Source organism: Pseudomonas sp. Y39-6, from assembly GCF_023651955.1.
GTDB lineage: Bacteria > Pseudomonadota > Gammaproteobacteria > Pseudomonadales > Pseudomonadaceae > Aquipseudomonas > Aquipseudomonas veronii.
The window spans coordinates 1,540,971-1,566,031 of record NZ_CP069594.1; the positions used below are offsets into that span (position 1 = coordinate 1,540,971).

Sequence of the window (25,061 nt, forward strand, 5' to 3'; positions counted from 1 at the left end):
AACGAACCTGTGATGGAAAATTTAAAGACATGAGCGACCAACAACTCGACCCGCAAGCCCTGCAACAGGAAGAAAACTCCCTGATCGCCCTGCGCAAGGAAAAGCTTGCTGCCGAGCGCGCCAAGGGCAATGCCTTCCCCAACGACTTCCGCCGCGATGCCTACTGCGAAGACTTGCAGAAACAGTACGCGGACAAGACCAAGGAAGAGCTGGCAGAGGCTGCGATCCCGGTCAAGGTGGCAGGTCGCATCATGCTCAACCGTGGCTCGTTCATGGTGATCCAGGACATGTCCGGGCGCATCCAGGTCTACGTCAACCGCAAGACCCTGCCGGAAGAAACCCTGGCCGCCGTGAAAACCTGGGACCTGGGCGACATCATCGCCGCCGAAGGCACCCTGGCCCGTTCCGGCAAGGGCGACCTGTACGTTGAAATGACCAGCGTGCGCCTGCTGACCAAATCCCTGCGCCCGCTGCCGGACAAGCACCACGGCCTGTCCGACACCGAGCAGCGTTATCGCCAGCGCTACGTTGACCTGATCGTCAACGAAGACGTGCGCCACACCTTCCGCGTGCGTTCGCAAGTGATTGCCCACACCCGCGCCTTCCTGATGAAGCGTGACTTCCTGGAAGTGGAAACGCCGATGCTGCAGACCATCCCCGGTGGTGCCGCAGCCAAGCCGTTCGAAACCCACCACAACGCGCTGGACATGGAAATGTTCCTGCGGATCGCGCCGGAGCTGTACCTCAAGCGCCTCGTGGTCGGCGGCTTCGAAAAAGTCTTCGAGATCAACCGCAACTTCCGCAACGAAGGCGTCTCGACCCGGCACAACCCTGAGTTCACCATGTTGGAGTTCTACCAGGCCTACGCCGACTACGAAGACAACATGGACCTGACCGAAGAACTGTTCCGCGAACTGGCGCAGCTGGTCCTGGGCAGCACCGACGTGCCGTATGGCGACAAGGTGTTCCACTTCGGCGAGCCGTTCGTGCGGCTGTCGGTGTTCGACTCGATCCTCAAGTACAACCCCGAGTTGACTGCCGACGACCTGACCGACATCGACAAGGCCCGCGCCATCGCCAAGAAAGCCGGCGCCAAGGTGCTGGGCTTCGAAGGCCTGGGCAAGCTGCAGGTGATGATTTTCGAAGAGCTGGTGGAGCACAAGCTGGAACAGCCGCACTTCATTACCCAGTACCCGTTCGAAGTGTCGCCGCTGGCCCGTCGCAACGATGACAACCCGAACGTCACCGACCGTTTCGAACTGTTCATCGGCGGCCGCGAAATCGCCAACGCCTACTCCGAGCTCAACGACGCGGAAGACCAGGCCGAGCGCTTCATGGCCCAGGTGGCCGACAAGGACGCCGGCGACGACGAAGCCATGCACTACGACGCCGACTTCGTGCGCGCCCTGGAGTACGGCATGCCGCCGACCGCGGGCGAAGGCATCGGCATCGACCGCCTGGTGATGTTGCTGACCAACTCGCCGTCGATCCGCGACGTGATCTTGTTCCCGCATATGCGGCCACAAGCGTAACCGTAGCGAAATTCGAAGCCGCCTTTTATAAGGCGGCTTTTTTATGTGGCGTAAATAAGCGTCAAGCAAACAGCGCCAGGTTTTGATCTTTTCAAGGATGTGTGTCGTGAACCGCGTAATCGCTCAGGAAGGAGCCGCTGGCATTGCCGCTGCCGTGGCTGAAAGTGTCCAGTACCAGGGCCGCAAGGCCAGTCGTCGGGGCAGCGAGCAACGCAGGCAAGATATTCTCGATGCCGCCATGCGTATCGTGGTGCGTGATGGCGTGCGAGCCGTGCGTCACCGTGCCGTGGCGGCGGAAGCTGGGGTGCCCCTGTCGGCGACCACCTATTACTTCAAGGACATCGATGACCTGCTCACCGATACCTTCGCCCAATACGTCGAGCGCAGCGCCGCATTCATGGGCAAGCTGTGGGTGCGTAACGAAGGCTTGTTGCGCGAGATGGTCGCGTATGGCGATGGCAGCCCGGAGTCGCGTTCGCAACTGGCCGATGACATTGCGCGGTTGACCGCCGATTACGTGCAGCGCCAATTGAGCAATCGTCGCGAGTACTTGATGGCCGAACAGGCCTTTCGCCAGGAAGCCTTGCTCAACCCGCGCCTGGCCGAGCTGGTGCGTTCTCACCAGCAGATCCTGTTGCAGGGCACCGGGCAGTTTTTCCAGGTATTGGGCTCGCGCGAGCCGCAACAGGATGCCAAAGTGTTGACGGCGATTATCGGTCGGATGGAATATCAGGGCCTGCTGGACGGCGCGGAACCGCTGAGCGCTGACGACATGCTTGAGATCCTCAAGCGTTACATGCATTTGGTGTTGGCCTCGGTCTGACACCGGGAGTGTCCAATGAAAGCCTGGCGTGTCGCGGTCGTCGCCTTGTCGTTCCTCTTCCTCAGCGGTTGCCTGGTGACCTTCAAGGAACCGCTGCCGGCCAGCGAGGCGGCGCCCGCTGCGCTGGTGGGCCAATGGACGAGCAAGAATGCCTGGGGCGAGCCGCTCAACCTGCAGATCAGCCGCGCCGGCAAACACCGCTACAAAGCCGTGAGCTACCCTCAGGCCAAGCCCGGCCAGCGTGATGAGTACGTGTTCAGCGTCTCGCGCCATGGCAATCGCTGGTATCTGTCGGCGCCGTTGCCGGGCAAACTCGGTGGGCATTACGTCCTGGCGGGGTTCGAACTCGACGAAACGCACGAATTAGTGGTCTATAACCTCGACCTCGAGCAAATTCACCAGGCCATCGGGCAGCGGTCGTTGCACGGCAGCACCGTGGACACCGTGGAAGGCCCCGGCGTACTGGTCGACAGCCCGATGGACCAGGTGTTTGCCTACCTGGATGACCCGGCCAATGCCGATGTGTTCGTTGAAGCTGCGCGCTACCGGCGTGCGGATAAATAACGTTTAAAGAGGAAGTACCGGGTGGACGATTACCAGCAGACGATACGCAGTTTGTCCGATCGCATTGTGCTGGCGCAAACACCGATCCGCGTCCTCGACGCAGTGAAATGGGACGACAACATTCGCCAAGGCTTCCTCAAGGCCAAGGGCAAGGCAATGCCCGCGGTAGACCGCGATTACTACCTGAACCGGCCGCTGTCGTTCGATTCGAGCGCGGTGAAGCTGGAGTTCCAGAACATCGAGCGCGACATCACCCGCCGCCTCGGCCAGTTCAGCCCCGTGGGGCAGATCATGCGCCGCATGTGCCGGGAGTACCGCATGGTGGTGCGTATGCTCGAAGCGCGCGGCACCGAGGATTTCGGCCTGATTTCCCAGGAACTCTACGGCGCCGCCTCCGATGCCTTCCATGCCGGCGACCCGACCCTGGCCGACCTGGGCCTGATGCTCTCCGACTACCTGAACAATATCGACGTGCGTGGCGACCTGAAGGACGAGGCCAAGACCCTCACCGCCAAGGACGCGGTCAGCCTGCTGCAAACCCGTCTGAACAAGGTGTTTGGCGAGGCCGAGGAAACCATCCGCGTGTTCGAGTCCGACGGCATCGTCGCCGACGCAGCGGCGGGGGCCGACTACATCAAGATCCGCGCCGATGCGATGTTCAACGAGCGCGACGTGCGCGCCCTCGAAGTGCATGAAGGCCTGGTGCATGTGGGCACCACCCTCAACGGCCTGAACCAGCCGATCTGCACCTTCCTGTCCAAGGGCCCGCCATCGTCGACCGTGACCCAGGAAGGCCTTGCGATCCTGATGGAAATCATCACCTTCGCCTCCTACCCGAGTCGCTTGCGCAAGCTGACCAACCGCACCCGTGCCATCCACATGGTGGAAGAGGGCGCCGATTTCCTGCAGGTGTTCGAGTTCTTCCGCGAGCAAGGTTTTGAAATGGCCGAGAGCTACGGCAACGCCAGCCGGGTGTTTCGCGGCTCGGTGCCGAACGGTCTGCCGTTTACCAAGGATTTGTCCTACCTCAAGGGCTTTATCATGGTCTACAACTACATCCAGCTGGCCGTGCGCAAAGGCAAGCTGGAACAAGTGCCGTTGCTGTTCTGCGGCAAGACCACCCTGGAAGACATGCGTACCCTGCGCCAACTGATCGACGAAGGCCTGGTGGTGCCGCCCAAATACCTGCCGGAGCAGTTCCGCGACATGAACGCCCTGGCGGCGTGGATGTGTTTCTCCAACTTCCTCAACCATTTGAGCCTGGATCGGATCGAGGCGGATTACTCCAACATCCTGTAAAGGCTGAACTGACCCAACCGGTCCAACAAGGTGGGAGGGGGCGTGCTCCCACCTTGTTGGACCTGCACACGCCTGAACATTTCGACTATCAGCGAGGCTTCAACGGATGAGAATCCTCGGCATTCTTTGCCTGTTACTCACACTGAACGGCTGCAGCTCCCTGCTGTTCTACCCGGAGCCCGGCTTGCCGTTCACGCCGCAAAAGGCGCACCTGGCGTATCGCGACGTCACGCTCACCACCGCCGATGGCGTCAAGCTGCATGCCTGGTGGCTGCCGGCCAAGCCGGGAGTGCCGCTCAAGGGCACGGTGCTGCACCTGCACGGCAACGGCGGCAACCTGGCCTGGCACCTGGGCGGCAGTTGGTGGTTGCCGGAGCAGGGCTATCAAGTGCTGTTGCTGGACTATCGCGGCTATGGGCTGTCGCAAGGCAAGCCGTCGCTGCCGGCGATCTATCAGGACGTCGACGCGGCTTTCAGCTGGATCGACAAGGCGCCCGAAACCCAGGGCCAGCCGTTGATCGTCCTCGGCCAAAGCCTGGGCGGCGCGCTGGCCGTGCATTACCTGGCGGCCCACCCCGAGCGGCAGACCCACCTCAAGGCCCTGGTGCTGGACGGCGTGCCCGCCAGTTATCGTGATGTAGGACAATTCGCCCTGAGCACCTCCTGGTTAACATGGCCGTTTCAGGTGCCCTTGTCTTGGCTGGTGCCCGACGCCGACAGTGCGATCAATGGCATGCCCCAGTTGAGCGGAGTCCCGAAACTGCTGTTCCACAGCCTCGATGACCCGATCGTGCCGCTGTCCAATGGCATCCGCTTGTATCAGGCCGCGCCTGCACCCAGGGTGTTGCAACTGACCCGCGGCGGCCATGTGCAGACCTTTGCCGACAAGACCTGGCAAACTGTGATGCTGCGTTATCTGGACGACCCGCAACACTTCAACGGCCTGCGTCGCCTGGGCGAGATTCCGAATTACCCTATTCCTAAAGTTGACTCATCAGAGAGCCCGCAATGAGCGAAGAACGCAACATGATCCCGCTGATCCTCACCGGTATCGGCACCATCATCGGCACCGTCGGCTGCCTGTGGTTTTATGGCTACCTGCATTTCGCCAAACCGGAAGACGCGTTGCTGCTCAGCGACTTCACCATGCTCAAGACCGTGCCCGGCGAGGACTACAAGATCTCCCTGACCCCGGCGGCGCAAGTGGCGCAATGCGTCGATGGCGTGCTGGTGATGTTCGATACCGAGCAAAAAGGCCTCAGCGGTGTGCTGGTGAACAACAAAAAGCAGGCCGTGCGTTGCGTCGGTCAGGAAACCCCACAGTTGCAGCAATAAACCGTTGCGCGCAGTACCGCCCGGCCTGAAATTTCTGGAACCGTTTTGCGTAAGACGCCACTGATTGGCTTGTCAGCGTTGCTGATAACAATCCTTACGAAAAAATCCGGGAGAGCGGTATGGCTATCAGTGCACTCGATAGAGCAATGGGCATGGTCAATGGGCAGAACAGCCTTGATCAGGGGGGCTTGCAAGAGGTTGGGCAGCAGCCGGGTAAGATGGGGGCCGAGCTGATCAAGAAGCTTCTGGAGAAACTGGAAGGCAGCAACGGTGCTCAGGGCGGTGGCGGTGCTCAAGGCGGTGGCGGTGCTCAGGGCAGTGGCGGTGCTCAGGGCGGTGGCGATTCCTCGGGCTCTGGCGGTTCCGGCGATCAACTGGATATGGAGAAACTGAAGAAGATGATGGCCGGGCGCCAAGGCATGGAAGCGATGATGCCGGACAGCGACAACGGTCGTAAGATCGGCGCCTGACAGGCAAAAAAAACCCACCGTTCAGGTGGGTTTTTTTCCAGCATCGATCAGTAAGCGACGGACGAACGTGGCTTGACCGGCTGGTTGTCGTTGGAGATGGTCACTTCAACGCGGCGGTTCATGGCGCGCCCGGAAACGCTGCCGTTATCGGCCACCGGGTATTCCTTGCCATAGCCCTGGGTCACGATGCGCGAAATGTCCACGCCTTGCTGGGCCAGTGCGCGCTGTACGGAGGCCGCACGGCGCTCGGACAGGCTCTGGTTGTACGAGTCGGAACCGGTGCTGTCGGTGTAGCCTTCGACGATCACTTTACGGTCCGGGTTATCGCGCAGGAACTGCGCCAGCTTGGTGATGTTGACCAGGCCGTTGGACTTCAGGTCGGACTTGTTGGTGGCAAACAGCACGTCACCAAAGGTCACCAGGGTGCCACGCTCGGTCTGCTTGGCGTTCAGGCTGTCTTGCAGTTGCTTGATCTGCGCATCGCGGGCATCGAGCAAGGCGCGGGCGCGCTCGTCACCGGCGTTTTTCAGTTTGGCTTCGGATTCGCGCAGCGCGATGGTGTCTTTGGCCACTTCAACGCGCTGGTTGGTCAGGTAGGCCAATTGGTCGACTTTCTTCTGGTCTTCCTTGTCGCGGTAAGCCTTGTCAGCCTTGTCCAGCCATTCGCTGGCGTCCTTGGTTTCCAGGGCCGCCACTTTGGTGGCTTGCGGGTTGGACTGCAGGGCCGAGAAGTTGGTCCGTGCATTTTCCAGGTTCGCGTTCGGCGGAGTGGAGCATGCTGCCAGAGCAACGCTCATCGCCAGCAGGGCAGGGATCATCAATTGTTTGCGCATAGTCGTGTCGTCCTTTCAATTCGATATCAGGTGCGATGCAGCCAAGGGGCGGCGGCTTATTTCTGTTGGATAGCAGCCGGGCGCATGCCTTCCTTGCGCAGTTCATCAACCGCTTTCTGCGAGTCCTTCACCGCCTGCTCGGCCTTGGCGGCCTGGGCTTTACGCTCAGCGACGCGGGCGTCCCATTCGGCTTGCTCGGCCAGGCGACGGGCTTCGTCATAGTTTTTGTCGTGCATGGCAATTTCGGCTTGCTTGAGCTTGTCCTGGGCCGACTTCATTTCCACGGCGGCGAACTCGGTGCCGCCGGCGCTGACTGCGCTGTTGACCGCAGACTGAGTCACCGCGTATTGCTCGGTCGGTGGGTTGCCAGCGCAGCCCGCCAGGACGAAGCTAGTGCCGATGGCCAACGCGGCCAGTTTGAGCCCGCGCAGGTGGTTAAACGTGGATTTGGCAGTGCTGGTCTTCATCGTCTTCAACTCCATTGGATAACGCCTCAAAAACATCAAAATCCATCGCACTGGTCAGCGGCTGCGGGCCCGGCGGTAAAGCACGAAACGCCTATTCAAACGGCCGTTCCAAGTGATGGCTTACTGGTTGTGACCTGCGGCTTTTTTCAAAAGTTCAGAGAAGATGGCTATTGGCCTGAAAAAATACCTGACTGATCGGTCAGTGCTTTTTGGCTTGAACTTTTGCCGCGCGCAGAGGTATGCCGGGCCCTTGTGAGGCCCGGAAATACGCGGGATGGAGGGTGTTTAAGAACGGCTGATCAGTGCTTCGGTTCGTCGGCGCCGGCCGACATGTCGTGCAGATAGCGGCGCGACAATGTCAGGAAGCGCGGGGTGGGGCCAACGTCTTCATACAACGGATCACCCTCTTCGTCGGTGGCAATCACATGCTGGCCCTTGATGTACGGAAAGCTGGTTTCCAGCTCTTCGAGGGCGGCGCCGATCAGCTCGCCGAGCAATTCTTCGGGGTGGCGCTTGGGGTACATCTCCGCAATGGCCGCCAGGCGGGCGGCGGATTCCACGTCCAGATGGATCGCGTACTCCGTCTTGGTCAGGCGACCCTTGGCGTTTTCTTCCCAATGCTGGGCCAGTTCTCGAATTTTCATGGCAACCTCAATAAAACCCTGGGTAACGGGCGGTGATGAGCGACCAGCCGCCAGCGTGGATAAACGCGGCGACTCACTCATGAGACTAGCTGTAAGCCACAAGGTTTAAAGTGGTTTGTGCTTGGCCTTGTCAGAAAGTGACGCGGGCGGCACTCTGGAAGGCCTGCGCGTCCCGGATTTCTGGCTGGAGATTGGCTGATGAGTGATATCGATGCACGCTTGCGTGAGGATGTTCACCTGCTGGGTGAACTGTTGGGCAACACCATTCGAGAGCAGTACGGCGATGATTTTCTCGACAAGATCGAGCAGATCCGCAAAGGCGCCAAGGCTGACCGGCGTGGCGCGGTGGCCGATCAGGCGGCGGGCGAGGAACTCAGCGCCAGTCTGAACCAACTGCAGGAAAACGAACTGTTGCCGGTCGCCCGGGCCTTCAACCAGTTCCTCAACCTGGCCAACATCGCCGAGCAGTATCAGTTGATTCATCGGCGCGATGAGTCGCAACCGGCGCCTTTCGAATCGCGGGTGTTGCCGGAGTTGTTGGCGCGCCTGCAACGCGAAGGCCACAGCAATGAATCCCTGGCCCGTCAGTTGGGGCGCCTGGAGATCGAGCTGGTCCTCACCGCGCACCCCACCGAAGTGGCCCGTCGCACCCTGATCCAGAAATACGACGCGATTGCCGCGCAACTGGCGCTGAAGGATCACCGTGACCTCACCACCGCCGAGCGCGAACAGATCCGCGAGCGCCTGCAACGGCTGATCGCCGAGGCCTGGCACACCGAGGAAATCCGCCGTACCCGGCCCACGCCCGTGGATGAAGCCAAATGGGGCTTCGCGGTGATCGAGCACTCGTTATGGCAGGCGATCCCGAATTACCTGCGCAAGGCCGACCATGCGTTGCAGGCCGCCACCGGCCTGCGCCTGCCTTTGGAAGCGGCGCCGATTCGCTTCGCCTCGTGGATGGGCGGCGACCGTGACGGCAACCCGAATGTCACCGCGCCGGTCACCCGCGAAGTCTTGCTGCTGGCACGCTGGATGGCGGCCGATCTGTACTTGCGCGATATCGATCAGTTGGCCTCGGAGCTGTCGATGCAGCAGGCCAGCCCGGCGTTGCAGGCCAAGGTCGGCGACAGCGTCGAGCCGTATCGCGTGCTGCTCAAGCAACTGCGTGATCGCCTGCGGGCGACCCGCCAATGGGCCCAAGCCGCATTGAGCGCGACCATCCCGGCACCGGCGGATGTGCTGCAACACAACCGCGACCTGCTGGACCCGCTGGAGCTGTGCTACCAGTCGCTGCATGAGTGCGGCATGGGCGTGATCGCCGATGGTCCGTTGCTCGATTGCCTGCGCCGCGCCGTCACCTTTGGCCTGTTCCTGGTGCGCCTGGATGTGCGCCAGGACGCCAGCCGCCACACCGCGGCGATGACCGAAATCACCGATTACCTCGGTCTGGGGCGTTACGAAGACTGGAACGAAGAGATGCGTATCGGCTTCCTGATGAAGGAACTGGTCAATCGTCGACCGCTGCTGCCGGGCTATTTCAAGCCGTCGGCGGATACCGCCGAGGTGTTGAACACCTGCCGCGAAATCGCCGCCGCCCCGGCCGCGTCCCTGGGCTCGTATGTCATTTCCATGGCCGGCGCCGCGTCGGATGTGCTGGCGGTGCAACTGTTGCTCAAAGAGTCGGGCGTGCAACGGCCGATGCGCGTGGCGCCGCTGTTCGAAACCCTGGCCGACCTGGACAACGCCGGCCCGGTGATCGAAAAACTGTTGCTGCTGCCGGGTTACCGCGCGCGGCTGCAAGGCCCGCAGGAAGTGATGATCGGCTACTCGGACTCGGCCAAGGACGCCGGCACCACCGCCGCCGCCTGGGCGCAGTACCGGGCGCAGGAACGTCTGGTGGATATCTGTCGCGAGCAACAGGTGGAACTGCTGTTGTTCCATGGTCGCGGCGGCACCGTCGGACGAGGCGGCGGCCCGGCCCACGCGGCGATTCTGTCGCAACCGCCGGGCTCGGTGGCGGGGCGGTTCCGCACCACTGAACAAGGCGAAATGATCCGCTTCAAATTCGGCCTGCCGGACATCGCCGAGCAGAACCTCAATCTGTACCTGGCGGCGGTGTTGGAAGCGACGTTGTTGCCGCCGCCACCACCGCAGCCGGACTGGCGCCATTTGATGGATGAATTGGCAGCGGACGGCGTCAGCGCCTACCGCGCGGTGGTGCGGGAAAATCCGCAATTCGTCGAGTATTTCCGCCAGTCCACCCCGGAGCAGGAGCTGGGGCGCCTGCCCTTGGGCAGTCGCCCGGCCAAACGCCGTGCCGGTGGTATTGAAAGCCTGCGGGCGATCCCGTGGATCTTCGGCTGGACCCAGACCCGCCTGATGCTGCCCGCCTGGCTCGGCTGGGAAGCGGCGTTGAGCAAGGCGCTGGAGCGCGGGGAAGGCGAGTTGCTGGGGCAGATGCGCGAGCAATGGCCGTTCTTCCGCACCCGCATCGATATGCTGGAAATGGTGCTGGCCAAGGCCGATGCCGATATCGCGCGGCTCTATGACGAGCGCCTGGTACAGCCCGAGCTGTTGCCGTTGGGCGCGCATTTACGCGACCTATTGTCGCAGGCCTGCCAGGTGGTGCTTGGCCTGACTGGCCAGTCGCAACTGCTGGCCCATAGCCCGGACACCCTGGAGTTCATCCGCCTGCGCAACACCTACCTCGACCCCTTGCACCTGTTGCAGGCCGAATTGCTGGCGCGCTCGCGTCGCCAGGAAGCGGCACAGGACAGCCCTCTGGAACAGGCGTTGCTGGTGTCCGTGGCCGGTATCGCCGCCGGCTTGCGCAATACAGGCTGAGGTTTTTTGCGTGTGCTCAACGGCTTGCAGATAACCCACGACGGCCGTCCTTAACAGGGCGGTCGGCGTTTAGGGGGGCGGGTTGCACTCAGGCACACCTCTCCTATGACGCATGTGTGGTGCGGGTTTTTCCTACTTTTGGCGGCTTGTGTGGTTAAGGCCTGCTGTGTATCTTGATCAGCCTTTGGCCGTTTGGGCGGCCTGGACCCACATTTTTACGAGATTGGCCCCACGCGGCGAATCCGAGCGTCATCTCTATAAAAAATTGAGGAGCACATCGATGCGCGTCATTCTGCTGGGAGCTCCCGGGGCCGGTAAAGGTACTCAGGCAAAGTTCATCACTGAAAAATTTGGCATTCCACAAATCTCCACCGGTGACATGCTGCGCGCTGCGGTAAAAGCAGGCACCGAGCTGGGCATTAAAGCCAAAAGCATCATGGATGCTGGCGGTCTGGTTTCCGATGACCTGATCATCGCGCTGGTCAAGGACCGTATCGCGCAACCCGATTGCGCCAATGGCTTCCTGTTCGACGGCTTCCCACGCACCATTCCCCAGGCAGAAGCCCTGGTGACGGCAGGTGTCGAGTTGGACGCCGTGGTCGAAATCGCGGTTGAAGACGAAGAGATCGTGCAGCGTATCGCCGGTCGCCGCGTTCACGAGGCCTCGGGTCGCGTGTACCACACCATCTACAACCCGCCGAAAGTCGAAGGCAAGGACGATGTCACCGGTGAAGACCTGGTGCAGCGTAAAGACGACACCGAAGAAACCGTGCGTCATCGCCTGTCGGTCTACCATTCCCAGACCAAGCCGCTGGTGGATTTCTACCAGAAGCTGTCGGCTGCCCAAGGCAAGCCGAAGTACAGCCACATCCCTGGCGTCGGCTCGGTGGAAGCGATCACCGGCAAGGTGCTGCAAGCACTGAGCTGATCGAACGATCGGCTTTACGCACAACGGCCCGCTTGCGGGCCGTTGTTGTTTATACTGGCGCACTTTTTTTCGACTTGGACACCGACACCGATGAGCACCCTGCTGGCCCTGGACACTGCGACTGAAGCTTGCTCGGTTGCCTTGCTGCACGATGGCAAGGTCACCAGCCACTACGAGGTGATCCCGCGCCTGCACGCGCAGAAGCTGTTGCCGATGATCAAGCAACTGCTGGAGGACGCCGGCACGAGCCTGTCGGCCGTGGACGCCATCGCCTTCGGCCGTGGCCCGGGCGCCTTTACCGGCGTGCGTATCGCCATCGGCGTGGTCCAGGGCCTGGCCTTTGCGTTGGAGCGCCCGGTGTTGCCGGTGTCCAACCTCGCCGTACTGGCCCAGCGTGCGTTGCGTGAACACGGTGTACGGCAAGTGGCGGCGGCGATCGATGCGCGGATGGATGAAGTCTATTGGGGCTGCTACCGCGAAACCGACGGCGAGATGCGCCTGGCAGGCGTTGAGGCCGTGCTGCCCCCCGAAGCGGCGGAGTTGCCGAGCGATGCCAGCGGTGATTGGTTCGGTGCCGGTACGGGCTGGGGTTATGGCGAGCGCATCGATGTGCCGCTGGTTGGCCAGGACGCCACAATGCTGCCGCATGCCGAAGACCTGCTGACCCTGGCGCGCTTTGCGTTCGAGCGTGGCGAAGCGATTGCTGCGGACCAGGCGGCGCCGGTGTATCTGCGCGATAAAGTCGCGCAGACCAAGGCCGAACGCGGGATAATTTGACGTCAAAAGTACGGGTGTTTTTGGCCAAAGCGCGCCAATCGTCAGAATTTGCCCCGGCGTTTAAACCTTTTTCCATTTATGTGTTCTAGTTATCACCAGAGCATTTGCGCGCTACGGATTGCGCCACTAAAATGCCATTACTGATACCGAGTTCGCATCGATGCGTATAGACGGCTTTTCCTCACAGTCCTACCCCCTCAAGCGTAAGCCGCGCAAGGCAAACGTCACGGTAGACGAGTCCGTCGAGGATTCGCCGGACTTCATCGAGGTCCAGTCCGAAGCGTCCAGCCCCCAAGGCGCTGCAAATGCGCGTACCAGTGGTCTTCCTGCCCGCCAGCAAGACATGGTCTTCCCGCGCTCCATGAGCAAAAGCGTTGCCACCGCCCTGGCCAGCTACCTGACCACCGCCGGCTTTGTCGAATGGGATATGGAAGTGCTGGGTCTCGACATCCACATCTGATGCGCCTGCCTTATTTCATCGGTTGCCCGTCCTGGAGTGAAAACGCCTGGCGCGAGTACCTGTACCCTGTCGATGCCCGTTCCAGCGATTACCTCGCCCTCTACTCGCAAGTCTTCAACGCGGTGGAAGGCAACACCACGTTTTATGCGCGCCCGTCGGCCGCCACCGTGCAGCGCTGGGCTGAGATCATGCCCGCGGATTTTCGCTTCACTGCCAAGTTCCCCGGTGACATCAGTCACGGTGGCGACCTGCGTGAGCAACTGCCGGCGGCACACAGTTTCGTCGACTTGATGAGCCCGTTGGGTGAGCGAATTTCGCCGCTGTGGCTGCAATTGTCGGCCAGCTTTTCGCCGCAGCGCCTCGCTGAACTGGCCGGGTTTATCGACGGGCTGGAACGCCCCCTGGCCGTGGAAGTGCGCCACCCGCAATTCTTCGCCAAGGGCGATGCCGAGCGCATGCTCAACCGCCTGCTGCGCGACCGTGGCGTCGAACGGATCTGCCTCGACCCTCGCGCCCTGTTCAGTTGCACATCCACCTCGGCCGCGGTGCTGCATGCCCAGGCGAAAAAACCCAAGGTACCACCGCGTCCGGCGGCGTTGACCCTGTTTCCCCAGGTGCGCTTCATCGGCCACCCCGAGCTTGAGGCCAACGACCCCTTCCTGATCCCGTGGGTGGAAAAGATCGCCGGTTGGATCGAAGAGGGACGCACCCCCTACGTGTTCCTGCACACCTCGGATAACCGCCTCGCCGCGCAACTGGCGCTGCGTTTTCACGCCAAACTGATGGCACGTTTGCCCGGCTTGCCCGCGTTGCCGACCTTGCACCGCGAACCCGCAGCGCAGCAACTGGGGTTACTCTAAGGCTCCTTTTCCCGCCAGGAGTCAGTCATGGATGCCCAAACCCTTCGCGCCGAAACCTTCAAGGCCCTGCATGCACGCGATCGTGCGTTTGTGATGCCCAACCCGTGGGACGCAGGCTCGGCGATCATGCTCGCCAGCCTCGGCTTCGAAGCCCTGGCCACCACCAGCGCGGGCTACGCGTTCAGCCTGGGGCGCCCGGATGCCGAAGGGGCGCTGTCCCTGGAAGACACCCTGGTCAACGCCACGATGATCGCCAAGGCCACCGCGTTGCCGGTGGCCGCCGACCTGGAAAACGGCTTCAGCGACACCCCCGACGGTTGCGCCCGAACCATTTTGCGCGCGGCGGCCAGCGGTATCGTCGGTGGTTCCATTGAAGATGCCACGGGTATCGCCGTCGACCCGATCTATTCCTTTGACCTTTCCGTCGAGCGTGTGGAAGCCGCGGTCGTTGCTGCGCGCAGCCTGCCATTCCCGTTCATGCTGACGGCCCGTGCAGAAAACCTCCTGCATGGTCGACTGGATTTGCCTGACACTATTCGCCGCCTGCAGGCCTACGCCGAAGCCGGTGCGGACGTGCTCTATGCGCCGGGGCTGCGCAGTGCCGAGGAGGTGCTGGCGGTGGTCAAGGCCGTGGCCCCAAAACCGGTGAATGTGTTGATGTCCGGCGGCCTGAAACTCAGTGTGGCGCAGTTGAGCGCGATGGGCGTCAAGCGCATCAGCGTGGGCTCGGCCATGGCGCTGGCGGCGTATGGCGAGTTTTACCGCGCGGCGCAGGAGGTGTACCAGTCCGGCACCTTTACCTTCACCGAGCGCTCGATGCCCTACAGCCAGGCCAGCCAATTCTTCAAGGATTAAGCGGCGCGTGTTCGCACGGCATGGGGCGCGGCGTTGAGGCTTATGCTGCCAGGCGCAGGTTGTTGACGATCAGCGGACGCGCCCAGTGGTAGTCGAAGTCCAGGGCCTTTTGTTGGGCGGCCAGCTCTTCTTGTGGGAACGGCGTGGCGGCCGGTGGCAGCAGGTCCAGTTCGAACTCGGCGATCGGCAAATGTAATGGGCGCGGTTCCGGCGCAGCGCCGGGTTCCGGTAGCGGTTGGCCGGCGCTCAGCACGATCGGGCGCACCCAAGTGCTTTCGAAATTCTGCTGGCGCTGCTGGGCGACGATCTCTTCTTGCGGGAATGGCGTGGCGGCCGGTGGCAACAACTCGGTTTCGAATTCGGCAATCGGCAGGAACAGCGGTTCAGGCGGGGCGATCTCAGTGTCTTTCACGTCGCACTCACGCTGGGTGAGGATCTGCGACAGCAGGTCAGCACCAGCACTGGGTTCCACCGCTGGGTCCAGCGGCGCTGGCGCCTTGGCCGCGAGCGCGTCCGGCGTTTCGCCGAGCTGCTCGGCCAGCGCGCGGGCGAAGAAGTCCTGCCACACATGACTGACGCCGGCCAGCGCTTGCGTATTGCGCAGGCCGTAGTGGTTGTGGGTCGGCAGTACACCGATGGTTAGCGGAAGAATGTCTGACATTTTTCTCGGTCGACGCTCAGCTCTGGCAAAATACCTGATCCTTGTTTCTATCGGCCGTTGTTGGCCGATCCTTAATATTTTTGAGCGTAGCGATTCATGAGCGAACAACCAGCGGCCAGCCGCATCCAGGTCGAGGCCTTGGCCGACGGCTTCCAGGCCCGCGCCGAACAGTGGGCTGCGCTGCTGGGCTTGCCGCTACAGCTGGCGGATGCGGAGTTTTCCCTGCAAGTCGGGGAGCAAGGCCTGCAGTTGCAACAGCTCGGGCCTGACGCGCCAGGGCCGGTGCGCGTGGATTTCGTCGAAGGCGGCGCGGCGCATCGGCGGTTGTACGGCGGCGGCAGCGGGCAGATGATCGCCAAGGCCGTGGGCATCGCCCAGGGCGTGCGCCCACGGGTGCTGGACGCCACGGCCGGGCTGGGCAAGGACGCATTCGTGCTGGCCAGCCTGGGCTGCGAGATGAGCCTGATCGAACGTCAGCCGCTGATCGGCGCATTGCTCGAGGATGGCCTGGCACGCGCGGCGGAGGATTTTGAGGTGGCGCCGATCGTGGCGCGGATGACGCTGCTCAAGGGCAACTCCATCGAGGTGATGCTCAATTGGCAAGGCGAGCCGCCCCAGGTGATCTACCTCGATCCGATGTTCCCGCACCGTGAGAAAACCGCTCTGGTGAAGAAGGAAATGCGCCTGTTCCGCCCCTTGGTCGGCGATGATCCAGACGCACCGGCCCTGCTGGCGGCGGCGCTGGCCCTGGCCAGTCACCGCGTGGTGGTCAAGCGCCCGCGCAAGGCGCCGTGCATCGAGGGGCCCAAGCCGAGCCATGCGCTGGATGGTAAATCCAGCCGCTACGACATCTATCCGAAAAAGGCACTCAAGTCCTGAGCCTCGCGCTACAAGCGGTCACCCGTTGCCGCTTGCAGCGGGTTCTCGGCGATAGGCCCGCATAAACAATCCCACCACATCCTGCACGTGGGCTTCGGCCGCTTCCTCGCTCAATTGCCCGCCGCAGCCATACAACAAGCAGAAGTTCGCCGTGCCCTTGAGCAGGCAGAAGAAGTGTTCGGCTGCGGTAAAAGGCTTGTCGATGCTCAGCGCGCCGCTCTGGTCGATGTGCCCGAGCAGACGCTCCATGCCTTGCAACATCCGCATCGGCCCGGCTTCGAAGAAGATCTGCGAGAGTTTCACGTCCTGATTGCCCGTGGTCATCATCAGGCGGTGCAGGTTCACCGATTCCTTGCTGTTGACCAGGCGATGGAATCGGCGCCCGATATTCAGCAGCACCGTCTCCACAGGCACACCCTCGGGCAGCTCAAAGTACATCACCGGCAACTGTTCTTCGCACTTGGCCATCACGGCGGCGGTGAACAAGGTCTCTTTGTCGGTGAAGTGGCTGTAGACGGTCAGTTTCGATACGCCGGCCTCAAGGGCCACGGCATCCATGCTGGTATTTGCGTAACCGTTGCTCAAAAACAGGATTTTCGCTGCTTCGAGGATTGCCTGGCGTTTTGCCATGTCCTTGGGACGCCCAGGGCTACTGGTATTGACAAGATTGTCGGACATTTCCACCTTTAATACTGGACTGGTGAGTTTGGTATTAATAACATACTGCCCAGTATAATTATTCCTAGCACCATTTGCGAAAGGTCCTTCAGCATGCGCAGCATTCTCCTGCCCCTTGCGTTGCCTGCCAGCCTGGTCTTTCTACTCGCCGCCTGCGGCCATGAAGAATCGCCCCAGACTACCCTCCGCCCGGCCATGGTGGTGCAACCACAGCCTGCGGCGCAGACGATGGACAGTTATCCAGGCGAGGTGCGTGCCCGGTACGAACCGGACCTGGCCTTTCGCATTGGCGGCAAGGTCAGCAAACGGCTGGTGGAGGAGGGCGAGCGGGTCAAGGCCAATCAACCGCTGGCGGAACTCGACCCTCAGGATGTGCGCCTGCAACTGGAAGCCACCCGCGCCCAGGTGGCCGCCGCCGAGGCCAACCTGCGGCTGGTGCGTGCCGAGCGTGACCGCTACAAGACCCTGATGGATCGTCAGTTGGTCAGCCGTTCCCAGTACGACAATGCTGAAAATCTGTACCGATCAGGTGAGGCGCGCCTCAAGCAGATCAAGGCCGAGTTCGATGTGTCCAGTAACCAGGCCGGTTATGCCGTACTCCGCGCTCCGCAGGACGGCGTGGTTGCCAAGCGCGCGGTGGAAGTCGGCCAGGTGGTGTCCGCCGGCCAGACCGTGTTCACCCTGGCCACCGATGGCGAGCGTGAAGTGCTGATCAGCCTGCCCGAGCAAGGTTTCGGCCGGTTCAAGATCGGCCAGCCGGTGTCGGTCGAGTTATGGAGCCAGCCGGACCAACGATTTGCCGGACGTATTCGCGAACTGTCGCCCGCAGCCGATCCGAAATCGCGCACCTTCGCTGCGCGCATCGCCTTCACCGGCGGTAAGGTTCCGGCCGAGTTGGGCCAGAGCGCCCGCGTTTTCATACAGGCAGACGGTGTTATTCCGCTGTCGGTGCCGCTGTCAGCCTTGAGCGCGGAGAACGGCGTGTCCTACGTCTGGCGCGTGCAGCCGGATGACACCCTTGTGCGTACCCCGGTGCGTATCGGCGCCTTTGGCGAAAAAACCGTACCCGTGCTCGAAGGCTTGAGCCCTACCGACTGGGTGATTGCCGCCGGGGTTCATGTGCTCCATGAGGGGCAGCAAGTGCGCCCGGTGGATCGCTCCAACCGGGTGGTGAATCTGGCGGTCAAGGAGTAGTCCCCGATGGGTTTCAATCTTTCCGAATGGGCGTTGCGTAATCGCCAGATCGTACTGTTCCTGATGCTCCTGCTGGCGGTGGTCGGCACTTTGTCCTACACCAAGCTTGGGCAAAGCGAAGACCCGCCGTTCACCTTCAAGGCCATGGTGATCAAGACCAATTGGCCCGGTGCCACGGCCCAGGACGTGTCGCGCCAGGTCACCGAACGCATCGAGAAAAAGCTCATGGAGACCGGTGAGTACGAGCGCATTGTGTCTTTCTCGCGCCCCGGCGAATCCCAGGTCACCTTCATCGCCCGCGACGCCATGCGCTCGGCGCAGATTCCCGAGCTGTGGTACCAGGTGCGCAAGAAGATCAGCGATATTCGCCAGACCTTGCCGCCGGATATCCAGGGACCGTTTTTCAACGATGAATTCGGCACCACCTTCGGCAATATCTACGCCCTGACCGGCGACGGCTTTGACTATGCCGTGCTCAAGGACTACGCCGACCGCATCCAGATTCAACTGCAACGCGTGCCGGATGTGGGCAAGGTCGAACTGCTCGGCCTGCAGGATGAGAAGATCTGGATCGAGCTGTCCAACCTCAAACTCGCCACGCTCGGCTTACCGCTGGCCGCTGTTCAACAAGCGCTGCAGGAGCAGAACGCGGTCTCCACTGCCGGCTTCTTTGAAACCCCGACTGAGCGCGTGCAACTGCGGGTGTCGGGTAACTTCAAGAGTGTGGAAGAGATTCGCAGCTTCCCGATTCGCGTAGGTGACCGAACCTTCCGTATTGGCGATGTGGCCGACATCCACCGTGGCTTCAATGATCCACCGGCGCCGCGCATGCGCTTTATGGGCGAAGACGCGATCGGTCTGGCCGTCGCCATGCACGAGGGCGGCGACATTCTGGTGTTGGGCAAAGCCCTCGAAGGCGAGTTCGCACGCCTGCAGAAGAACCTTCCGGCGGGCATGCAACTGCGCAAGGTGTCGGACCAACCGGCGGCGGTGAAAACCGGTGTCGGAGAATTCGTCCGGGTGTTGGCCGAGGCGCTGGGCATTGTCTTGCTGGTGAGTTTTTTCTCCCTCGGTATACGCACTGGCATGGTCGTGGCTCTGGCGATTCCGCTGGTGCTGGCGATGACCTTTGCCTGCATGTACTACCTCGGCATCGGCTTGCATAAGATCTCCCTCGGCGCGCTGGTGCTGGCCCTGGGCTTGCTGGTGGATGACGCGATCATCGCCGTGGAAATGATGGCGATCAAAATGGAGCAGGGGTACGACCGCCTTAAAGCGGCCAGTTTTGCCTGGACCAGTACCGCGTTCCCGATGCTGACCGGTACGCTGATCACGGCGGCCGGCTTCCTGCCGATTGCCACCGCGCAATCGAGTACCGGTGAATACACCCGTTCGATCTTCCAGGTAGTGACCATCGCGTTGCTCGCCTCGTGGGTCGCGGCCGTGGTGTTCGTGCCGTACCTGGGCGAAAAACTCCTGCCGGACTTGGCGAAAATTCATGCGGCTAAACACGGCGCTGACGGTCCCGATCCCTACGGCACACCGTTCTACCAGCGTGTCAGACGTTTGCTGGAGTGGTGTGTCAGTCGGCGCAAGACCGTGATCGTGCTGACGCTGCTGCTGTTTGTCGGCTCGGTCGCACTGTTTCGTTTTGTGCCGCAACAGTTCTTCCCGGCTTCCGGCCGCCTGGAGTTGATGGTCGACCTGAAACTCGCCGAGGGCGCGTCCCTGAGCAACACCGCTGGCCAGGTCAAGCGCCTGGAAGCCCTGCTCAAGGAACACGCCGGCATCGACAACTACGTGGCCTATGTCGGCACCGGTTCGCCGCGCTTCTATCTGCCCCTCGACCAGCAACTGCCGGCCGCCAGCTTTGCGCAGTTCGTGGTGTTGGCCAAGTCCATCGAAGAGCGCGAAAGCTTGCGCATCTGGTTGATCGAAACCCTCAACGAGCAGTTCCCCGACCTGCGTTCACGGGTCACACGCCTGGAAAACGGCCCGCCCGTGGGTTACCCGGTGCAGTTTCGCGTGACCGGCGAGCATATCGACGAAGTCCGTGCCCTGGCGCGCAAAGTGGCAGCCAAGGTGCGCGAAAATACCCACGTGGCTAACGTGCATCTGGACTGGGAGGAACCGAGCAAGATCGTCTACCTCAATATCGACCAGGACCGTGCGCGCGCCCTCGGTGTGAGTACCGCCAACCTGTCGAAATTCCTGCAGAGTTCTCTGACCGGCGCCAGCGTCAGCCAGTACCGGGAAGACAACGAGTTGATCGAAATCCTCCTGCGCGGCACTGTCCATGAGCGCACTGAACTGTCGCTGCTGCCGAGCCTGGCCGTGCCGACCGACAACGGCAAAAGCGTCGCGCTGTCGCAGATCGCCACCCTCGAATACGGCTTCGAGGAAGGCATCATCTGGCACCGTAACCGCCTGCCCACCGTGACCGTGCGCGCCGACATCTACGGCAAGGAACAACCGGCGACCCTGGTTCAGCAGATCCTGCCGACCCTCGAAGGCGTGCGTGCCGAACTGCCGGACGGCTACCTGCTGGACGTCGGCGGTACCGTCGAGGACTCGGCCCGCGGGCAGAATTCGGTCAAGGCCGGTGTGCCGCTGTTTATCGTGGTGGTGCTGACGCTGCTGATGCTGCAACTGCGCAGCTTCTCACGCACGGTAATGGTATTTCTCACGGCGCCTCTGGGGCTGATCGGGGTCACGCTGTTCCTGCTGGTGTTCCGCCAACCCTTCGGCTTCGTGGCCATGCTCGGCACCATCGCCCTGTCAGGAATGATCATGCGCAACTCGGTGATTCTGGTGGACCAGATCGAACAGGACATCAAGGCAGGGCTGGCGCCGTGGCAGGCCATTATCGAAGCCACTGTCCGACGCTTCCGGCCGATTGTTCTCACAGCCCTCGCGGCGGTACTCGCGATGATCCCGCTGTCACGCAGTGTGTTCTTCGGGCCGATGGCAGTGGCGATCATGGGCGGGTTGATTGTGGCGACGGCATTGACGTTGCTGTTCCTGCCCGCGCTTTATGCTGCATGGTTTCGTGTCAGGAAAACGGGTGACCAAGAGTAAGGAGAACAGGCGTATGTATATAAGTGCCTACGCCTGATGCACGCTGAAGAAAGTGTAAGGTGAGTGGGGAATGCCTGAAGCCGCGACAGCGGTTAATAGCGCCAGGATATCTCCCACAAGACTAATCAGAGGGCCGGCAGTTTCTTCTCGACGGTTTTTATGATCGATGTATTAGTGTCGGCCAGGGGGGCGATCTTTTGAAGGGTCAGGTCCAGGTGGGCAACTGAGTCGATATAAAGATGGCAGACAAAACTGTCGTCCCCGGTGATTTTGTAGCACACCACACATTCAGCCATTTGCGCGAGCAACTGTTCAACCTGTTGGAATTTTCCAGTCAGGGGTTTAACCCTGACCAGCGCTTGCAATGCAAAGCCCAGGGCCTGGGCGTCCAACTCCACGCTGAACCCGCTGATGACCCCCGACCCTTCCAGACGCTTGAGGCGTTCGCTGCAGCCGGGGGCCGATAACCCCACCTGTCGGCCGAGGGCGCGAATAGACGCGCGGGCGTTCTGGTGGAGGGCGACAATCAGCGCGCGATCAATAGGGTCAAGTGTCTGGTCGCCCTTTGTAAGCTTTTTCATTAGATGGACCTTACGAATTTTGATGAAATCGCGTGAAAATCTTACATACCATACACGGATGAAAAAAGAATAGACCTTTTCAAGGTGCCCACCTATTGTTTGATCAGCGGGCCCTGCAATATTGCGCCGCTCACTTAACGCTGTGTTGTGATGTTTCTATTGCAGCTTTATCTATATTGTCGAGGGCGCGAGATGAACTACATACTTGATGCAAGCTCGCTTGCAATCACTTCACAATAATAACTTCCCTGCCGAAAAAGTATTTTCGCTGCGTCATGAGTTTGCCCGACATAAGAGGATCCAATGGCGTGATCGACTTTATGAAAAACCACAGAACCGTCTACTACTGCCATGAACACGGGCTGCCTCGCTAAGCCGTCACGAATGTTCTTCAAGGGGGAAGCGTATGCCCGACATTGCACTGTCCGTTTACCAGGCGATATTTACCTTCGCCGTCGCCGCCATCGCGCTGCTTGCCAGTCCAGGCCCGGCGACCCTGGCGCTGGCGGCGAGTGGGGCTGCTTATGGCATGAGGCGTTCAACTCGGTTTTTCGTGGGGATCACGTTGGGCCTGGTGATCGCGATGGCATTGGTTGCTTCCGGCCTCTATGTGGTTCTGCACAGTTTTCCGATGCTGGCGACGGCGCTGACGGTCATCTCCATTGTTTATATTGTGTGGCTGGCCTACCAGATTGCTACCGCGCCGCCCATCAGGGATGAGCAGTCCGTGATCACGCCGGGCTGGGGCGCCGGGTTTGTGCTGGGTGTGGCGAATATCAAGGCCTATGCCGCATTCGCCGCGTTGCTGGGCAGTTTCACCCTGGGCGCCGCACCTGCCTGGGAGCAAGGTGCGAAAGCCTTGATCTGTCTGCTGGTGTGTGTGGTATTCGACGTTCTGTGGCTCTTTGCCGGCAGTCGAATGCGCAAGTTATTCATCCACCCCACTTGGAGCCGACGACTTAACGTAAGCTTCGCGATTTTGATGGTCGCGACGGTCGCCTGGTCAATCACGCTGACGCAATAGCGCTTTCGCTGGGAAGACCATTGAATAGTTCCGCCCGAGGATAGTTTTCATGTTTGGGACTGTGTCTGCTCTGGTGTTATTACTGGTCGTGCCTGGACCGACCAATACCCTGTTAATGCGCGCAGGGGTTCTGTTTGGGTTTGCAGCATCATGGCGCATGGCATTTATCGAATGCCTGGCGTACCTGCTTCAGGTCTCTGTTTGGGGGGCGGTGTTGTTCTATGTGTCGGCCTGGTCCCCCTGGGTCGTGAAAGTGACGCAGACGGCTGCCATCTGCTATCTGCTCCAACTGTCCTTCACGTTGTGGCAGCGCAAGAGCACAGCCGTCGACCCAGGTACGGACCGTTTCTCTGGGCTGCACTTCTTCTGGCTGACGGTGATGAACCCCAAGGGCCTGCTGATTGTTTCGTTTATTGCGCCGATCAGCGCATTTGCCACGTTGCAAGGGTACGCCCGGTTCATGACCACGCTCGCGTTGGTGGTGATACCTGTAGGGTTTGCCTGGATCTTGCTGGGCAGTCGGTTCGAAGGGGGGCAAAAGGCGTGGCTGACGCCGTTGAGAATCAACCGGGCAACCTCGATGGTCATCGGGTGTTTTGCCACGGTTCTATTGGGGCGCCTGGCCGATTCTATTTTCAACTGACGCGAGGCAGTATTTCACACGTAGGACGGAACCATTTTTGCCCTTGCTTCCACATAGGATTAGTCGACCGAGCGGTTCCCGCGTATGAGATGCGGGGCAGTGAGTTGGCGCTAATCTGAATAGGAAGGAGTGTGTATGCTTTTACTACCTTTGCTGGCGTTACCGATGCAAGTCGCGGGCTCGATGCTTGGGCTGGGAAATATGTTTGGACAGAATCAGCCAAACGCCAATCGCGATATCAATATTAATATCAACAACGATAGCCATAACTTCAATGCGTCGTCGTCCAGCTCTCATCACTCACACATGTCTCACGGTGGTGCCCGACGAGCGTCGCACATCCATTATTGAGCCTACTCATCGACGCTGCCGGGCGTGAGCGTGCGGCGCCTGGTTCGGGGGCCTGATAGACGGTTCGGCGAAAAATCAAGGCCCTGACGATGTCAGGGCCTTTTTTTCAGCTCAGGTCGCGTGGCGTTACAGCGCGCCAAACACCTTCTTCGCCAGACTGGTCGCCGCTGCCGCCGGGTTTTTGCGAATGGTCTCTTCCTGCTGCGCAATCATCTTGAACAAACCATCCAGCGCTTGTTCGGTCACATAGTTTTCGACGTTGGCACTTTTGGCATCGACCGCGCCAAACGCCGCGGCCTTGCCGGCCAGCGCGTTGTACTGCTGCGCCACGCCGACCTTGTCGGTGGCGGCCTTGACGATCGGCAGGAACTTGGCGCGGATGGCTTCGCGGCTGCTTTTGTTCAGGTACTGGGTGGCCGAATCCTGGCCGCCGGTGAGAATGCCCTTGGCATCGCTCACGCTCATGTTTTTCACCGCGTTGACCAGGATTGGCTGGGCTTGGGTCACGGCGGTTTCGGCGGCTTTGTTCATGCTGGTTTCCAACTGCTCGACCTGGTCACCCATGCCGAACATCTTCAGCTTGTCGGCGACTTTGCCCAGTTTTCCCGGCAGGCCGATCTTGACGTCGGGGTTGTTGCTGAAACCACCCGGTACACCCAGTTGTTTCACGGCGATCTGTGCGCCTTGGGTCAATGCATCCTTGAGGCCGCCGGCGGCGTCGCCCTGGGACAGGCTGCCAAGATCCAGGGCCATGGCGTTGGCACCGAGCAGCAGGCCGGCGCACAGGGCGGTGAGACGAAGGGAATTACGGAGCATGGGCGCTTCCTTATGATCTGGAAATAATCAGTGTGCGACCGCATCAACCCGCAGGCGCAGCGGTTGAACGTCTTGGCCATTGAGTTGCACAGGGTGCCGCTCGGTGGTGATGAACAGTAGCTTGCCCTCCACTTCGATGCGAGCGCTGACCGAGTAACTGTGGCCCGGCTTGACCTGGGCCGGGTCATAGCTCAAGTGGAACGGCAATGGCACCTGGCCTTTGACCGGGCCTTTCTGTTCGGCCAGGGTCACGGCCGGCGCGTCCATCAGCGATACGTCCTGCAGGCTGACGCTCAAGATGGCTGTCGGCGGCAGCGCGATGCGTTGCAGGTAGAACACTTCGCCATCGAGGCTGGCCTTGGGCGCGGGATTCATGGAATGGCAGGCGCCGAGCAGGGCGGTCAGGCCCAGGAGGATGATTTTTTTCATGGTGCAGCTCCTTTTCAACGGCGCCGTAACCCAGCG

At 61.1% G+C, this 25,061-nt stretch carries 26 protein-coding genes; 18 read left to right on the top strand and 8 right to left on the bottom strand.

Annotated elements, in window-relative coordinates:
* Window positions 1-29: 29 nt before the first annotated feature.
* The 7 genes from lysS to JN756_RS06940 all read left to right on the top strand — a co-directional run bounded on the left by lysS (window position 30) and on the right by JN756_RS06940 (window position 6,023).
* Entirely contained in the window at window positions 30-1,532 is a 1,503-nt protein-coding gene (lysS, locus tag JN756_RS06910) for a lysine--tRNA ligase (RefSeq protein WP_024073787.1), read from the top strand.
* Between the two features lie 106 nt (window positions 1,533-1,638).
* A complete protein-coding gene (locus JN756_RS06915; protein WP_017844698.1) occupies window positions 1,639-2,355 on the top strand; it encodes a TetR/AcrR family transcriptional regulator in 717 nt (238 codons plus the stop codon).
* Window positions 2,356-2,370: 15 nt separating this feature from the next.
* Entirely contained in the window at window positions 2,371-2,919 is a 549-nt protein-coding gene (locus JN756_RS06920; protein WP_017844699.1) for a hypothetical protein, read from the top strand.
* A gap of 21 nt (window positions 2,920-2,940) precedes the next feature.
* The gene (locus JN756_RS06925) at window positions 2,941-4,218 is read left to right on the top strand and encodes a flavohemoglobin expression-modulating QEGLA motif protein (RefSeq protein WP_017844700.1); all 1,278 of its coding nucleotides are present in this window, start codon (window positions 2,941-2,943) and stop codon (window positions 4,216-4,218) included.
* Window positions 4,219-4,324: 106 nt separating this feature from the next.
* The gene (locus JN756_RS06930; protein ID WP_108525947.1) at window positions 4,325-5,230 is read left to right on the top strand and encodes an alpha/beta hydrolase; all 906 of its coding nucleotides are present in this window, start codon (window positions 4,325-4,327) and stop codon (window positions 5,228-5,230) included.
* Window positions 5,227-5,553 (top strand): PA3694 family proteiin, encoded by a 327-nt coding sequence (locus JN756_RS06935; protein WP_017844702.1) that lies wholly within the window; start codon window positions 5,227-5,229, stop codon window positions 5,551-5,553. Before JN756_RS06930 ends, JN756_RS06935 begins: the two co-directional genes overlap by 4 nt.
* Window positions 5,554-5,672: 119 nt before the next feature.
* Window positions 5,673-6,023: a hypothetical protein gene (locus JN756_RS06940; protein WP_046384486.1), complete on the top strand. Its 351-nt coding sequence runs from the start codon at window positions 5,673-5,675 to the stop codon at window positions 6,021-6,023.
* A gap of 47 nt (window positions 6,024-6,070) precedes the next feature.
* On the opposite strand, the gene lptF is transcribed toward JN756_RS06940, so the two are convergent.
* The 3 genes from lptF to JN756_RS06955 form a co-directional block, all read right to left on the bottom strand.
* Window positions 6,071-6,856, bottom strand: a complete 786-nt coding sequence (gene lptF, locus JN756_RS06945; protein WP_017844704.1) for a lipotoxin F family OmpA-related lipoprotein LptF — start codon at window positions 6,854-6,856, stop codon at window positions 6,071-6,073.
* A gap of 56 nt (window positions 6,857-6,912) precedes the next feature.
* On the bottom strand, window positions 6,913-7,338 hold the full coding sequence (locus JN756_RS06950) for a DUF4398 domain-containing protein (RefSeq protein ID WP_026139763.1): 426 nt from the start codon (window positions 7,336-7,338) through the stop codon (window positions 6,913-6,915).
* 284 nt (window positions 7,339-7,622) lie between these two features.
* Window positions 7,623-7,967 (bottom strand): hypothetical protein, encoded by a 345-nt coding sequence (locus JN756_RS06955; protein ID WP_017844706.1) that lies wholly within the window; start codon window positions 7,965-7,967, stop codon window positions 7,623-7,625.
* Window positions 7,968-8,165: 198 nt separating this feature from the next.
* Between JN756_RS06955 and ppc the strand changes: the two genes are divergently transcribed.
* From ppc to JN756_RS06985, 6 genes are all read left to right on the top strand, one after another.
* A complete protein-coding gene (ppc, locus tag JN756_RS06960) occupies window positions 8,166-10,811 on the top strand; it encodes a phosphoenolpyruvate carboxylase (RefSeq protein WP_046384485.1) in 2,646 nt (881 codons plus the stop codon).
* Window positions 10,812-11,091: 280 nt separating this feature from the next.
* Window positions 11,092-11,739, top strand: coding sequence for an adenylate kinase (gene adk, locus JN756_RS06965; protein ID WP_046384484.1), 648 nt, complete (start codon window positions 11,092-11,094; stop codon window positions 11,737-11,739).
* Between the two features lie 90 nt (window positions 11,740-11,829).
* Window positions 11,830-12,516: a tRNA (adenosine(37)-N6)-threonylcarbamoyltransferase complex dimerization subunit type 1 TsaB gene (tsaB, locus tag JN756_RS06970; RefSeq protein WP_201021952.1), complete on the top strand. Its 687-nt coding sequence runs from the start codon at window positions 11,830-11,832 to the stop codon at window positions 12,514-12,516.
* Between the two features lie 160 nt (window positions 12,517-12,676).
* Window positions 12,677-12,976 (top strand): hypothetical protein, encoded by a 300-nt coding sequence (locus tag JN756_RS06975; RefSeq protein WP_017844710.1) that lies wholly within the window; start codon window positions 12,677-12,679, stop codon window positions 12,974-12,976.
* A complete protein-coding gene (locus JN756_RS06980) occupies window positions 12,976-13,836 on the top strand; it encodes a DUF72 domain-containing protein (protein ID WP_128191892.1) in 861 nt (286 codons plus the stop codon). Before JN756_RS06975 ends, JN756_RS06980 begins: the two co-directional genes overlap by 1 nt.
* Window positions 13,837-13,863: 27 nt before the next feature.
* The gene (locus JN756_RS06985; protein ID WP_017844712.1) at window positions 13,864-14,691 is read left to right on the top strand and encodes an isocitrate lyase/PEP mutase family protein; all 828 of its coding nucleotides are present in this window, start codon (window positions 13,864-13,866) and stop codon (window positions 14,689-14,691) included.
* Between the two features lie 40 nt (window positions 14,692-14,731).
* Here JN756_RS06985 and JN756_RS06990 read toward each other — a convergent pair whose 3' ends face one another.
* A complete protein-coding gene (locus JN756_RS06990) occupies window positions 14,732-15,352 on the bottom strand; it encodes a hypothetical protein (protein WP_046490151.1) in 621 nt (206 codons plus the stop codon).
* A gap of 96 nt (window positions 15,353-15,448) precedes the next feature.
* Between JN756_RS06990 and JN756_RS06995 the strand changes: the two genes are divergently transcribed.
* Window positions 15,449-16,231, top strand: coding sequence for a class I SAM-dependent methyltransferase (locus tag JN756_RS06995; protein WP_017844714.1), 783 nt, complete (start codon window positions 15,449-15,451; stop codon window positions 16,229-16,231).
* An 18-nt stretch (window positions 16,232-16,249) separates the two neighbouring features.
* On the opposite strand, the gene JN756_RS07000 is transcribed toward JN756_RS06995, so the two are convergent.
* Window positions 16,250-16,909, bottom strand: a complete 660-nt coding sequence (locus tag JN756_RS07000) for a TetR/AcrR family transcriptional regulator (RefSeq protein ID WP_026139764.1) — start codon at window positions 16,907-16,909, stop codon at window positions 16,250-16,252.
* 93 nt (window positions 16,910-17,002) lie between these two features.
* Here JN756_RS07000 and JN756_RS07005 point away from each other — a divergent pair, with 93 nt between their 5' ends.
* Both JN756_RS07005 and JN756_RS07010 read left to right on the top strand, forming a co-directional pair.
* A complete protein-coding gene (locus tag JN756_RS07005; protein ID WP_046384480.1) occupies window positions 17,003-18,103 on the top strand; it encodes an efflux RND transporter periplasmic adaptor subunit in 1,101 nt (366 codons plus the stop codon).
* A 6-nt stretch (window positions 18,104-18,109) separates the two neighbouring features.
* Window positions 18,110-21,181: an efflux RND transporter permease subunit gene (locus JN756_RS07010; RefSeq protein ID WP_079442980.1), complete on the top strand. Its 3,072-nt coding sequence runs from the start codon at window positions 18,110-18,112 to the stop codon at window positions 21,179-21,181.
* Between the two features lie 125 nt (window positions 21,182-21,306).
* Here the strand turns inward: JN756_RS07010 and JN756_RS07015 are convergent, their stop codons facing one another.
* Entirely contained in the window at window positions 21,307-21,762 is a 456-nt protein-coding gene (locus JN756_RS07015; RefSeq protein ID WP_046490157.1) for an Lrp/AsnC family transcriptional regulator, read from the bottom strand.
* 406 nt (window positions 21,763-22,168) lie between these two features.
* Here JN756_RS07015 and JN756_RS07020 point away from each other — a divergent pair, with 406 nt between their 5' ends.
* Together JN756_RS07020 and JN756_RS07025 are read left to right on the top strand one after the other, a co-directional pair.
* Window positions 22,169-22,786, top strand: a complete 618-nt coding sequence (locus JN756_RS07020) for a LysE family translocator (protein ID WP_079442981.1) — start codon at window positions 22,169-22,171, stop codon at window positions 22,784-22,786.
* 49 nt (window positions 22,787-22,835) lie between these two features.
* Window positions 22,836-23,429, top strand: a complete 594-nt coding sequence (locus JN756_RS07025) for a LysE family translocator (protein ID WP_057004712.1) — start codon at window positions 22,836-22,838, stop codon at window positions 23,427-23,429.
* Between the two features lie 477 nt (window positions 23,430-23,906).
* On the opposite strand, the gene JN756_RS07030 is transcribed toward JN756_RS07025, so the two are convergent.
* Both JN756_RS07030 and JN756_RS07035 read right to left on the bottom strand, forming a co-directional pair.
* Window positions 23,907-24,596 carry a DUF4197 domain-containing protein gene (locus JN756_RS07030; protein ID WP_017844721.1) on the bottom strand — a complete coding sequence of 230 codons (690 nt, stop codon included), beginning with the start codon at window positions 24,594-24,596 and terminating at the stop codon, window positions 23,907-23,909.
* A 27-nt stretch (window positions 24,597-24,623) separates the two neighbouring features.
* On the bottom strand, window positions 24,624-25,025 hold the full coding sequence (locus JN756_RS07035; RefSeq protein WP_046384477.1) for a YbaY family lipoprotein: 402 nt from the start codon (window positions 25,023-25,025) through the stop codon (window positions 24,624-24,626).
* Window positions 25,026-25,061 lie beyond the last annotated feature (36 nt).